The sequence below is a fragment of the Streptococcus infantis genome (assembly GCF_047465185.1).
GTDB classification, from domain to species: Bacteria; Bacillota; Bacilli; order Lactobacillales; family Streptococcaceae; genus Streptococcus; species Streptococcus infantis_O.
Genome location: NZ_JASHAJ010000001.1, coordinates 61152 through 74579, shown reverse-complemented (window position 1 = coordinate 74579; position 13428 = coordinate 61152). Strand labels below are relative to the sequence as shown.

At 41.3% G+C, this 13428-nt stretch carries 10 protein-coding genes; 3 read left to right on the top strand and 7 right to left on the bottom strand.

Features of this window, described 5'->3' with window-relative positions; all coding sequences use genetic code 11:
- Position 1 precedes the first annotated feature (1 nt).
- The 5 genes from QM382_RS00395 to QM382_RS00375 all read right to left on the bottom strand — a co-directional run bounded on the left by QM382_RS00395 (position 2) and on the right by QM382_RS00375 (position 5999).
- Entirely contained in the window at positions 2–1288 is a 1287-nt protein-coding gene (locus QM382_RS00395; protein WP_414272072.1) for a homoserine dehydrogenase, read from the bottom strand.
- Positions 1289–1427: 139 nt separating this feature from the next.
- On the bottom strand, positions 1428–2150 hold the full coding sequence (yaaA, locus tag QM382_RS00390; protein WP_414272071.1) for a peroxide stress protein YaaA: 723 nt from the start codon (positions 2148–2150) through the stop codon (positions 1428–1430).
- A 233-nt stretch (positions 2151–2383) separates the two neighbouring features.
- Entirely contained in the window at positions 2384–2548 is a 165-nt protein-coding gene (locus QM382_RS00385) for a hypothetical protein (RefSeq protein WP_006155852.1), read from the bottom strand.
- A 98-nt stretch (positions 2549–2646) separates the two neighbouring features.
- Positions 2647–3057, bottom strand: coding sequence for a peptide deformylase (locus tag QM382_RS00380; protein ID WP_414272070.1), 411 nt, complete (start codon positions 3055–3057; stop codon positions 2647–2649).
- A gap of 257 nt (positions 3058–3314) precedes the next feature.
- Positions 3315–5999, bottom strand: a complete 2685-nt coding sequence (locus QM382_RS00375; RefSeq protein ID WP_414272069.1) for a cation-translocating P-type ATPase — start codon at positions 5997–5999, stop codon at positions 3315–3317.
- A 267-nt stretch (positions 6000–6266) separates the two neighbouring features.
- Here QM382_RS00375 and QM382_RS00370 point away from each other — a divergent pair, with 267 nt between their 5' ends.
- A complete protein-coding gene (locus QM382_RS00370) occupies positions 6267–7457 on the top strand; it encodes a cation diffusion facilitator family transporter (protein WP_414272068.1) in 1191 nt (396 codons plus the stop codon).
- Positions 7458–7499: 42 nt separating this feature from the next.
- Here QM382_RS00370 and scrK read toward each other — a convergent pair whose 3' ends face one another.
- Together scrK and QM382_RS00360 are read right to left on the bottom strand one after the other, a co-directional pair.
- Positions 7500–8387 carry a fructokinase ScrK gene (scrK, locus tag QM382_RS00365; protein ID WP_006148929.1) on the bottom strand — a complete coding sequence of 296 codons (888 nt, stop codon included), beginning with the start codon at positions 8385–8387 and terminating at the stop codon, positions 7500–7502.
- 259 nt (positions 8388–8646) lie between these two features.
- Complete coding sequence (locus QM382_RS00360) at positions 8647–10542, bottom strand: sucrose-specific PTS transporter subunit IIBC (protein WP_414272067.1); 1896 nt, start codon at positions 10540–10542, stop codon at positions 8647–8649.
- A gap of 364 nt (positions 10543–10906) precedes the next feature.
- Between QM382_RS00360 and QM382_RS00355 the strand changes: the two genes are divergently transcribed.
- Entirely contained in the window at positions 10907–12361 is a 1455-nt protein-coding gene (locus QM382_RS00355) for a sucrose-6-phosphate hydrolase (protein WP_414272066.1), read from the top strand.
- Positions 12342–13307 (top strand): LacI family DNA-binding transcriptional regulator, encoded by a 966-nt coding sequence (locus QM382_RS00350; protein ID WP_414272065.1) that lies wholly within the window; start codon positions 12342–12344, stop codon positions 13305–13307. The genes QM382_RS00355 and QM382_RS00350 overlap by 20 nt, the downstream gene beginning before the upstream one ends.
- The last annotated feature ends 121 nt before the right edge of the window (positions 13308–13428 follow it).

Sequence of the window (13428 nt, the reverse complement as noted above, 5' to 3'; positions counted from 1 at the left end):
CTTAGTCTCCTAAAACCTTGAAGGTGTTGAGAAGTTCAAACTCAGATACACGCTTCAAAGCTGCTGTAATATTTTCAAGTTGCGCCTTGTTGATTTTATGAGTGATGATGACAATACGAGCCTTGCCTTCTTGCTTGCCATCTTGTAGGATTTGCTTGAAGGAAATATCTTCTGCGTTAAAGAGTTCAGCCAATTTCAAGACTTGACCTTTTGAGTCTGGAGCCAAGATTGAGAAATAGTAGTTGGCTTTGACATCTTCTGGCTTAGCCAAGACCACTGGACGGCTGTATTCATTAAAGGCTTTTCCAATTGTTCCATCATTCAAACGACGAACGATACGGGCAATATCAGCCACAACACTTGTTGCAGTTGGTTTTTGACCTGCACCTGGTCCGTAGTACATAGACTCGCCGATACCGATTGATTCCACAAAGACCGCATTCATAACACCGTTAACACTTGCAAGTGGGTGTTCTTTAGGAAGGAAGGTCGGCGTAACCTCAGCAGCGATTCCAGAAGCTGTTTCTTCGATAGAACCAACTAATTTCACAACATAACCAAGTTCTTGAGCTACTGCTACATCTTCTGGAGTGATGTTGCGAATTCCTTGGTGACCAACATCTTCAAACTTGACATTCATCCCAAAAGCAAACTGGCTAAGGATGACCATCTTGTAGGCTGCATCAATCCCGTCCACATCATTGGTTGGGTCGCTTTCAGCGAAGCCAAGTCGTTGGGCTTCTGCCAAAGCATCCTCGTAAGACCAACCTTCGGTTACCATTTTAGTCATCATGAAGTTTGATGTTCCATTGACAACACCAAGAACACGAGTGATTTTATCTGATGCTAGTGAGTTAACCAAGGTACGAAGGATTGGAATTCCTCCTGCAACAGCTGCTTCGTAGTAGAGAGCAACATTGTGAGCTTTAGCAATTTCAAGCAATTCTGCACCATGGACTGCCAAAAGGTCCTTGTTGGCTGTCACGACATGTTTCCCTGCTTCTAATGCACGAGTGATAAATGTTTTAGCAGGTTCGATACGTCCCATCAACTCAACAACGATAGTGATGTCTTTGTCTGACAAGATTTCATCGATATTTGTTACAAAATTAAAATCATTTCCTGCCTCAAGCAAGCGTGCTTTCTCTTCATCGTCTTTGACCAAAACCTTGGCTACTTCAATTTCTGAATGTGCTGCTTGAACGATTTTTTCTCTATTTTCCTTTAGCAAGAATGGTACACCACTGGCTACTGTACCAAATCCAAGTAAAGCAATCTTAACTGACATGTTTGTCTCCTCGAAATTTTCTAATAGTCTTATTATACCAAAATTGTGAGAAAATTCCTACCATTCTAAACTAAAAATAGGAGCACCAAATCACAAAAAGCCTGCCCTGATACAATTTAGGACAGACTCTATTTTCTATCTATTTCACAAAAGCCAATTCCTTGTCACTAGACAAGTCTTCTCGATAATTGAAATCCGCAAAGCTGAGCTTTTTAATCTCTTCAACCGAAGTGACCTGACCTTCCATCAAGGCTGTTAAGAAAGCACCTCTGGCTTTTTTAGAAATAGTTGAGTGGATTTTTAGTTTACCATCTCGCTCTTCCATAAACTTAAAGGTCACCATTTTCTCACGGATTTCTTTAGGAAAGACAGTTTCAAACTCAGAAGACAAGAGTGAAAAGATTAACTCCTGGTCTTTCATTGACTCCTCATAAGCTAACTGCCAATGACTTTTCAAGCTTTTTCCAGCGACTTTTAGTTTCATCAAAAAGTCCAGTCTGTGAGGCGCAATCGGTTCAAAGGCTGGAATCACACCATAGAGAGCTGACGTTATCATGAGGTGTTTCTCCAGATAGGTTTGCTCCTCCTTGGTGAGATCGTCCCGTTCGATGTTGCGATACATGAGTCCATCAAAGAGGTGCAAGGCTGGATAGTTTGTCGCAGTTTCATTTTTCAAGGCCTGGATATGGTCATACTCCTCTTGCGCTTTTTCGGCAGATATTTTGTAAAAACTCTCCAGCTCTTGGGCAGAATATCTGGCCAATTCATCCAGCACTGCCTGACTTTCAGGGCGCAAGTGTTTAGCCTCTAAACTAGGAATTTCGGTGTTCATTTCTTTTGCAGTTGGGATTAGAATTTTCATAGTGTTAGTGTAGCATATTTTTTTAGGACTACCAAGGATTTGAGCTTAAAAGAGAGTGGGACAGAAATCGGTAATTCGTTAGAATTCGATTTCGTTGTCCCACCTCCGCACAGTTGAGTAGGGCTATAAAAGCTGATGAAATCAGCGTAGTAGATCCCACTCAACCACTGCGTCTTACTCGACAATCCAACATAAAAAAGAGGCTAGGACTTTTGTCCCAGCCTCTTCTTTCCTTATTTTGGCAATCCTAACCAGATTGCAAAGAGAACTAGTGCTGTCCCAAGGCAGCTTGCCAAGATAGATGACAGATTAAACTTTTTCTCCTTTAGATGAGAAAATCCTATCTTCAAAGCAAAAAGACCAAGCAACATCGAACCAATCATCAGATAAAATCCCATTTGACTGTCCTCCATTTATTATTCTTTCTTTCATTATCACAAATTTCAAACAAGAGTGCAAGAAAAACGAGGCTTTACTTAGTTTGAAGGATTTGAGCTTAAATAATACGACCGTCCAAATGATCCAATTCATGCTGACAAATCTGCGCTGGAAAACCCGTCAGGGTAATGGTTTGCTCTTGCCAATGGATATCTCTATAGCTTACTGTAATCTTCTCATACCTAGTTGTCGGTCTGACACCTGTCAAAGACAAACAACCTTCCTCTGTTTCGTATGGTCCTTCAAAAGATTTGAGAACCGGATTAAACATAACCATGGGAATCATTCCGATATTAAAAATAATGACACGTTTTTGTACTCCAATCATATTAGCCGCTAGTCCAACACAGGTTTCTCGGTTAGCCAATAGGGTATCCTGCAAATCCTTTGCTAGGGGTAAATCTTCCTGACTAGCAGGCTGGGATACCTGCGACAAAAACAAGATATCTTTTACAATTTTCTTTTCCAAGATTCATTCCTCCATACCATATCGTTCTCCTTGATCATAGCACAAAATTATACTCTTCGAAAATCAAATTTAAACCACGTCAGCTTCACCTTGCCGTATATGTGTTACTGACTTCGTCAGTTCTATCCACAACCTCAAAACGGTGTTTTGAGCAACCTGCGGCTCTCTTCCTAGTTTACTCTTTGATTTTCATTGAGTATTATTTCAGTTTATCTTTATATAAAACAAAAAGCCATCCAAAGATGACTTTTCAATGTTTAAATAGCGTTTTTATCTTTTCCAAGTGCTCGTTGAACTGCTTTGACAATCTCAACAAGGACTACAATCATAAGCGCTCCTACAGCAACCACCATCCATTGAGTCAAACTCAAATGTGACACGTGGAAGAGATTATTAAATCCAGGAACCAAAATTGTCACCACAAAGAGGACAAAGGCAACTGGGATAGACCAGTTAAAGGTCTTGTTTGTAAAGAGTCCAACCGTAAAGATTGATTGGTAAACAGACTTGACGTTAAAGGCATGGAGCAATTGGATCAAACCAAGAGTTGCAAAAGCCATGGTAAGGGCATCCGCATGGATTTCAGTATGACTTTGGTGCTCTGGGAAGAGAAGAGCCCAACCATAAACACCTAAAACTAGCATGGTTTGGAAGATCCCTTGATAAATGATTGCTCCGAAGACACCACCATCAAAGAAGTTAGACTTACGCCCACGAGGTTTGTGAGTCATGACACCTGGTTCAGCAGGCTCTACCCCAAGGGCGATAGCTGGTAGTGTATCTGTTACTAGGTTAATCCATAGCAAATGCACTGGTTGAAGCACATCCCAACCAAACAAGGTTGCAAAGAAGATAGTGAAGACCTCAGCCATATTAGCAGACAAGAGATATTGGATGGATTTTTGGATATTTGAGAAGACCTTACGTCCTTCTTCAACCGCTACGATAATGGTTGCGAAGTTGTCATCAGCAAGGACCATATCAGAAGCACCCTTAGAAACCTCTGTACCTGTAATCCCCATACCGATACCAATGTCAGCTGTCTTAAGTGATGGCGCATCGTTGACTCCATCACCTGTCATGGCAACAACCTTGCCTTCTTTTTGCCATGCTTTCACGATCCGAACCTTGTGCTCAGGTGATACACGTGCGTATACAGAGTATTGCTTGAAGACTTTTTGGAATTCTTCATCAGTGAGTTCATTCAACTCAGCACCAGTGAAGACATGGTCTTCTGTATCATTTGGATCAATGATTCCAAGACGTTTGGCAATAGCTTCAGCCGTATCTTGGTGGTCACCTGTGATCATGATTGGACGGATACCCGCTTCCTTAGCGACACGAACAGCTTCTGCAGCTTCTGGGCGCTCAGGGTCAATCATTCCGACCAAACCAGAGAAGATGAGGTCAGACTCAACAATTTCAGATTCCAAGGTTGGAATTTCGTTACTTGTCTTATAAGCCATCATCAAGACACGAAGGGCTTGTTTAGCCAAGTCTTTGTTGGTAGCGAGGATAGCTTTCTTATCTTCATCCGTGATAGGACGAACTTCCCCATTGACTTCAATACGCGTCACGCGCTTGAGCAGTTGGTCAGGCGCACCCTTGACAGCGATAAAGTAAGAACCGTCTGCTTCCTTATGAATGGTAGACATGAGTTTACGGTCTGAGTCAAATGGCAATTCAGCTACACGTGGCTCATCCTTCAAGACTTCACGAACATCAAAGTTGTGGTCCAAACCAAACTGTACAAGAGCTGTCTCCGTTGGATCCCCGATCAGCTTGCCAGATGGGTCCACCTTGGTGTCATTGGCAAAGTTCATGATACGTAGCGTATTGTTGTTAGCAGCAATTTCAGATGCCGAACTTTGCAATTGACCGTTGGTATAAACCTTTTCAACCGTCATTTGGTTCATAGTCAAAGTACCTGTTTTATCAGACGCGATGATTTCTGTTGAACCTAGAGTCTCAACAGCTGGCAATTTACGGACGATTGAATTCCGTTTTGCAAGAGTTGTAGTTCCCAATGATAGAACGATGGTTACAATGGCAGGAAGTCCTTCTGGAATCGCCGCAACCGCAAGGGCTACCGCAACCATCAAGCCTTCTAATGGATGCTCTCCACGAACGAATACACCAACTAAGAAAGTAATGACCGCAATCACAACGATTAAGTAAGTCAAGGCTTTAGATAATTGTTCCAAGCTTTGCTTCAATGGTGTTTCAGTCTCATCGGCATTAGCCAACATATCTGCAATCTTACCAACTTCTGTATACATACCAGTGTTGGTCACGACACCAATACCACGACCGTATGTTACGTTTGAGTTTTGGTAACCCATGTTAACACGATCCCCGATACCAGCATCTGCTTCAACAAGTCCTGTCACATCTTTTTCAACTGGCACAGACTCCCCTGTAAGAGCTGCTTCTTCAATTTTAAGAGAAGCTGCTTCAAACAAACGCATATCTGCAGGCACGACATCTCCCGCTTCAAGCAAGACGATATCTCCGGGTACCAATTCTTTTGAGTCAATCTCAATGACATGACCGTCACGACGAACACGGGCCATTGGGCTAGACATATTTTTCAATGCTTCAATCGCTGCTTCTGCTTGCCCTTCTTGGTAAACACCAAAGGCTGCATTCAAGACAACTACGGCCAAGATGATAAGAGCATCTGTTAAACCATCCATTCCTTCTGTAATCACAGAAAGTGTGGCTGCTGCTAGCAAGATGATGATCATCAAATCCTTAAATTGATCAAGGAATTTAGCTAGTAGGCTACGTTTTTCGCCCTCTTCTAACTCATTTCGACCATAAGTCGCTAAGCGTTCTTGAGCTTGAGCAGTTGACAAACCTTCAACAGATGAGTCCAGATTCTTTAGGACTTCCTCAGAAGATTGCGTGTAAAACAAGTCTTTATTTTGTTCTTTTGACAAAACAGTCTCCTCCTTTTTGGCCTCTTTTACAAAAAAAGAGACCTGTTTTTTAAAAAAACAAGTCTCGCTGTTTAATATAGTGCCGGAAATAATTCGGAATGACGACACTATCGCGGATACCCGCCAGCTACTCCCTTGAGTAGTTCTATTATATCAGAATTTCAAAAGTTTTCAAGTGCTGGGGTGGAGTTAGTTCATGCTCCATTTGAAATTTCCTTGGAAAACCAGTATAATGATAGAATACTAGAATGCTAGAAGGGGAGTTAGATGAATCAATCGATTTCAAACTTAAAATTAGCTGAGCGTGGTGCCATTATCAGCATTTTGACTTATCTTTTCTTGTCTGCAGCCAAGCTAGCGACCGGACACCTCCTCCATTCATCCAGTTTGGTGGCTGATGGCTTTAACAACGTTTCAGATATTGTTGGAAATGTTGCCCTTCTAATCGGAATTCGTTTGGCTCGCCAACCGGCAGACAGGGACCATCGCTTCGGTCACTGGAAAATCGAGGACTTGGCAAGTCTCATCACTTCCATCATCATGTTTTACGTTGGCTTTGATGTTCTACGTGACACCATCCAAAAAATACTCAGCCGAGAGCAAACCGTCATCGACCCACTTGGGGCGACTCTGGGAGTCATCTCTGCCATCATCATGTTTGCTGTTTATCTCTACAATACCCATCTGAGCAAACAGTCTAAATCCAAGGCCCTCAAGGCTGCAGCAAAGGACAATCTATCAGATGCCGTAACATCTCTTGGAACTTCTATTGCTATCCTGGCTAGTAGCTTCAACTATCCAATTGTGGATAAGTTGGTCGCTATCATCATTACCTTCTTTATCCTCAAGACTGCCTATGATATCTTTATCGAGTCATCCTTCAGCCTTTCTGATGGTTTTGATGAACACTTGCTAGAAGATTACCAAAAGGCTATCATGGAAATTCCTAAGATTAGCAAGGTCAAATCTCAAAGGGGTCGTACCTACGGAAGCAATATTTATCTGGACATCACACTTGAAATGAACCCAGATCTGTCTGTTTTTGAAAGTCACGAAATTGCGGACCAGGTCGAATCCATGTTATCAGAACGCTTTGGTGTCTTTGATACAGACATTCATATCGAACCAGCACCAATCCCTGAGGATGAAATCCTAGATAATGTCTATAAAAAATTGCTCATGAGAGAGCAACTGATTGACCAAGGAAATCAACTGGAGGAATTACTTGCTGAAGATTTTATTTTTATCCGCCAAGACGGACAAGAACTAGACAAGGGAGCCTATAAGGCTGAAAAAGAATTGACCTCTGCTATCAAGGAGCTTCATCTAACTTCTATCAGTCAAAAGACTAAACTCATCCGCTACCAAGTCGGTGATACCATTCATACCAGTATCTGGCGCCGCCACGAAACTTGGCAAAATATTTTCCATCAGGAAACAAAAATAGAAAAAGACTAAAGCAAAACTCCCAACTTTCTCAGTTGGGAGTTTTTTATATTCTTATTTTGCAACGCTCTTAGCAAGAACGAAGTTTCCTAGTGTAGCTGAACCATTGCCAGCAACAGCTGGAGTCACGATATAGTCACGTACATCTGGAACTGGGAGGTAGCCATTGAGTAGGGCTGTGAATTTCTCACGTACACGGTCAAGCATATGTTGTTGAGCCATAACCCCACCACCAAAGACGATGACATCTGGACGGAAAGTTACAGTCGCATTCACTGCGGCTTGAGCAATGTAATAGGCTTGAACATCCCAAACAGAGTTGTTGAGTTCAATGTTTTCCCCACGAACACCTGTACGAGCTTCCAAACTTGGACCAGCCGCATAACCTTCCAAACATCCATTATGGAAAGGACAAACACCTTTAAATTCTTTTTCAATATCCATTGGGTGTCTAGCCACATAATAATGGCCCATCTCAGGGTGACCAACACCGCCAATAAACTCGCCACGTTGGATAACACCTGCACCGATACCTGTACCGATTGTGTAATAAACCAAGTTTTCGATACGACCGCCGGCATTATTACGAGCAACCACTTCACCGTAGGCAGAACTGTTTACGTCTGTCGTGAAATACATAGGCACGTTTAGAGCGCGACGAAGAGCACCAAGCAAGTCTACATTTGCCCAGTTAGGTTTTGGAGTTGTTGTGATAAATCCGTAAGTTTTTGAGTTTTTATCGATATCGATTGGACCAAATGAACCAATTGCAAGTCCTGCAAGATTATCAAATTTTGAAAAGAATTCAATCGTTTTATCGATTGTTTCAATAGGTGTTGTTGTAGGAAATTGTACTTTTTCTACAACGTTATAGTTTTCATCTCCGACAGCACAGACAAATTTTGTACCGCCCGCTTCCAAGCTTCCGTATAGTTTTGTCATGATTAACCTCTTGTATTTATTTTCTTTATTATAGCATATTTCCAGACTGAAAATTGCTCAATATTTTAGATTTTCCTCTGTAAATTTTACCATTCAATCAAAAACGAACAAACATGACATTTGTTCGTTTTTTGATCTATTAAATCGAAAGTAGTGTACTCAATGAAAATCAAAGAACAAACTAGGAATCGAGCTGCGAACAGTACTTGAGTACGGCAAAGCGAGTATGACGCAGTTTGAATTTGATTTTCGAAGAGTATTAAGCTTTAACTTCGATGATTGCATCCCCCTTAGCAACTGATCCAGAAGCAACTGGATTTACTGAAGCAAAGTCTGCAGTGTTTGTTACGATAACCATAGTTGTGTTATCAAGTCCTGCAGCGGCAATCTTAGCTGAGTCAAATGTTCCAAGAACATCTCCAGCTTTAACTTTGTCACCTTGGGCAACTTTATGGTTGAAGCCTTCACCGTTCATTGAAACAGTGTCGATACCAACGTGGATCAAGATTTCAGCACCATTAGCTGTTCTCAATCCATAAGCATGGCCAGTTGGGAAGACGATTGTTACTTCAGCATCAGCTGGTGCGTAAACGACATCTTCACTTGGTTTTACGGCGATACCTTGTCCCATAGCTCCGCTTGAGAATACTGGGTCATTCACATTTGAAAGAGCAACAACGTCACCAACGATTGGTGTTTGGATGACACCTTCGCTTGGTGCAACAACAGCACCAGTTACTGCTTCTTCTGTTAAACGGTCAGTTTCAGCTTCAGAAATTGCTCCTGCAACCTCTTCTACTTCATCTTCGTAACCAAACATGTAAGTAAGAGCAAAACCAAGTGCAAATGATACAGCTACCATAAGAAGGTATTGTAGAAGTTGTCCATTACCAATGTAAAGCATTGTACCAGGGATGATTGTGATACCATTACCAGTACCAGCAAGTCCAAGGATAGATGCCAATCCACCACCGATTGCACCAGCAATCAATGAAAGGAAGAATGGTTTACGGAAACGCAAGTTAACCCCGAAGATAGCAGGCTCAGTAATACCTAGGAAGGCAGAAAGAGCAGCTGGGAAAGCAAGTGTTTTAAGTTTAGGATTTTTAGTTTTCACACCAACGGCTACTGTCGCAGCACCTTGAGCAGTCATGGCAGCTGTGATGATAGCGTTAAATGGGTTAGCATGGTCAGCAGCAAGCAATTGAACTTCAAGCAAGTTGAAGATGTGGTGAACACCTGATACGACGATTAATTGGTGAACTCCACCAATCAAGAAACCACCAAGTCCGAATGGCAAGTTAAGAATAGCTTTAGTTCCAATGAGGATGTAGTTTTCAACAACGTGGAAGACTGGTCCGATAACAAACAATCCAAGAATTGACATTACAAGGAGTGTTACAAACGGTGTTACCAAGAGGTCAAGTACATCTGGAACAACCTTACGAACTGCTTTTTCAAACTTAGCTCCAACAACCCCGATAATGAAAGCTGGAAGAACTGAACCTTGCAAACCAACAACTGGGATAAATCCGAAGAACTGCATTGCAGTTACTTCACCACCAGACGCAACAGCCCAGGCATTTGGAAGTGAACCAGAAACGAGCATCATACCAAGAACGATACCAACGGCTGGGTTACCACCGAATACACGGAAAGTTGACCAAACAACCAAACCTGGCAAGATAATAAAGGCAGTGTCAGTCAAGATCTGAGTATAAGTTGTCACATCTTCTGGAAGTGTCATTCCAAGAGCAGTCAAGAGACCACGAACACCCATGAAGAGACCAGTTGCTACGATAACTGGAATGATTGGAACGAAGACGTCACCGAAAGTACGGATGGCACGTTGGAACCAATTTCCTTGTTTAGCAGCTTCTGCTTTCATTTCAGCTTTTGTTGAAGTTGGCAAACCAAGAGCTACGACTTCATCGTACATCTTGTTTACTGTACCAGTACCAAAGATGATTTGGTATTGACCTGAGTTAAAGAAAGCACCTTGAACTTTTTCCAAGCTCTCGATAGCATCTTTGTTAATTTTCGCTTCATCTTTAACCATAACGCGAAGACGAGTCGCACAGTGAGCTACACTATTAACGTTCTCACGTCCACCTAAGGCTTCGATGACTTTTTTTGCAATTTCTGTATTCGTCATTTGCAAAAATCTCCTTATAAAAAATTTGTAAAATGTTTGAAAGCGATTTTATCCGCCCTACGCATATAATTCTATCATGTTTTTAAAATATGTCAAGCGTTTTGCAGAAAAAATTTTAGCATTTTGAACTTTTTGATTGTTTTTGATGTTTTTTAAATAAAAAAAGCAATATTTTACCTATTATTGTGAGGTTTTTAAATATTTTTTTGCAAATTCTTTCATTTTTTCATTTATTTTCATAAAATCCTTCAATCCGTTTCTGTCAATCGTTTGACATTTTTTTCTTAATTTTATGATAAAAGACTTGCTTTTTTAAAAGGAAACGTTTACTATAAAGATAGTAGAATTTATGGAGGGAATATAAATGGAATGGACTACTGAACGTCGTTACAGACGTTATGAAGATTGGACACAAGAAGAAAGAAAAGAAATCCAAGAAAAGATGGCACAATCCCCATGGCATGTCAGCTATCACATTGAACCAAAGGAAGGACTCCTTAACGACCCAAACGGTTTCTCTTACTTTGATGGCAAGTGGGTTGTCTTTTACCAAAACTTCCCCTTTGGTGCAGCTCACGGTTTGAAATCTTGGGTTCAGCTTGAAAGCGACGACTTGGTTCACTTTACTGAAACAGGTGTAAAAATCTTACCTGATACTCCACTTGATAGCCACGGCGCTTACTCTGGATCTGCTATGCAGTTTGGTGATCAATTGTTCCTATTCTATACAGGAAATGTCCGTGATGAAAACTGGGTGCGTCACCCTTATCAGATTGGTGCCTTAATGGATAAGGATGGAAAAATCGAAAAGATTGATAAAATCTTAATTGATCAACCAGCTGATGCTACTGACCACTTCCGTGATCCACAAATTTTTAACTTTAAAGGACAATACTATGCTATCGTCGGCGGTCAGGACTTGGAGAAAAAAGGATTTGTCCGTCTCTACAAAGCAGTCGATAACGATTATACAAACTGGCAAGAAGTTGGTGATTTGGACTTCAACAATGACCGTACTGCCTATATGATGGAGTGCCCAAATCTTGTCTTTGTCGGAGAACAACCTGTCCTTCTCTACTGTCCACAAGGTTTGGATAAAAAAGTTCTTGACTATGACAATATCTATCCAAATATGTATAAAATTGGTGCTTCCTTCGACCCTGAAAATGCTCGTTTGGTAGATGTGTCTGAACTACACAATCTAGACTATGGTTTCGAAGCCTATGCCACTCAGGCCTTCAATGCTCCTGATGGACGTGCCTTAGCAGTAAGTTGGCTTGGCTTACCAGATGTTTCTTATCCATCTGATCACTTTGATCACCAAGGAACTTTCTCATTGGTCAAAGAATTAACTATTAAAGATGGAAAACTCTATCAGTATCCTGTAGCAGCCATCAAGGACCTCCGTGCTTCAAAAGAGGAATTTTCAAATCGTTCTGAAACTAAGAACACCTACGAACTTGAACTAAACTTAGAAGCTAATAGCCAAAGTGAAATCATCCTTCTTGCTGATAAAGACGGCAAGGGGCTCTCTATCAATTTCGATCTTGTCAATGGCCAAGTAACCGTCGACCGCAGTCAAGCAGGTGAGCAATATGCTCAAGAATTTGGAACTACTCGCTCTTGCTCAGTTACTAATCAAGCAACTACTGTCAATATCTTCATCGACAACTCAGTCTTTGAAATCTTCATCAATAAAGGAGAAAAGGTATTTTCTGGTCGTGTCTTCCCTCACGAAGATCAAAATGGAATCCTCATTAAATCTGGAAACCCAACTGGAACATACTACGAATTAGAATATGGTCGCAAAACTAACTGATGTCGCAAAACTAGCTGGCGTCAGCCCTACTACTGTTTCACGTGTCATCAACAAAAAGGGTTATCTGTCAGAAAAAACCATTCAAAAAGTCAATGAAGCCATGCGTGAGCTGGGCTATAAACCTAACAACCTAGCTCGAAGTCTTCAAGGAAAATCAGCCAAGTTAATCGGTTTGATTTTCCCTAAAATCAGCCATGTTTTCTATGCTGAATTGATTGATAAATTGGAACACGAACTCTTCAAAAAAGGTTACAAGACCATCATCTGTAATAGTGAGCATGATTCAGAAAAAGAACGCGAATACATCGAAATGCTAGAAGCCAACCAGGTGGACGGCATCATTTCGGGAAGTCACAACCTTGGGATTGAGGATTACAATCGCGTAACCGCTCCGATCATTTCATTTGACCGTAACCTATCACCAGACATACCTGTCGTTTCTTCCGATAACTATGCTGGCGGAGTCCTAGCCGCTCAGACCTTGGCTAAAACTGGAGCCAAATCTATCATCATGATTACAGGTAATGACAACTCCAATTCCCCAACTGGACTTCGTCATGCTGGTTTTGCTTCAATCTTGCCAAAGGCTCCTATTATCAATGTTTCCAGTGATTTTTCACCCCTTCGTAAGGAAATGGAAATTAAAAATATCTTGACCAAACAAAAACCAGATGCGATTTTCGCCTCTGATGATTTAACTGCTATTTTGGTTATTAAAATTGCTCAGGAACTTGGTATCTCTGTGCCTGAACAACTCAAAGTGATCGGATATGACGGGACTTATTTCATTGAGAATTTCTATCCTCACCTCACTACCATTAAACAACCTATGGAAGAGATTGCTCGCCTGACAGTTGATTTGCTACTGCAAAAAATTGAAGGTAAAGAGGTTGCTACCACTGGTTATTTCTTGCCGGTTAGTCTCTTACCTGGAAAAAGTATTTAATACTCTTCGAAAACCTCTTCAAACCACGTCAGCTTCCATCTACAACGTCAAAACAGTGTTTTGAGCAACCTGCGGCTAGCTTCCTAGTTTGTTCATTGATTTTCATTGAGTATAAACAAAA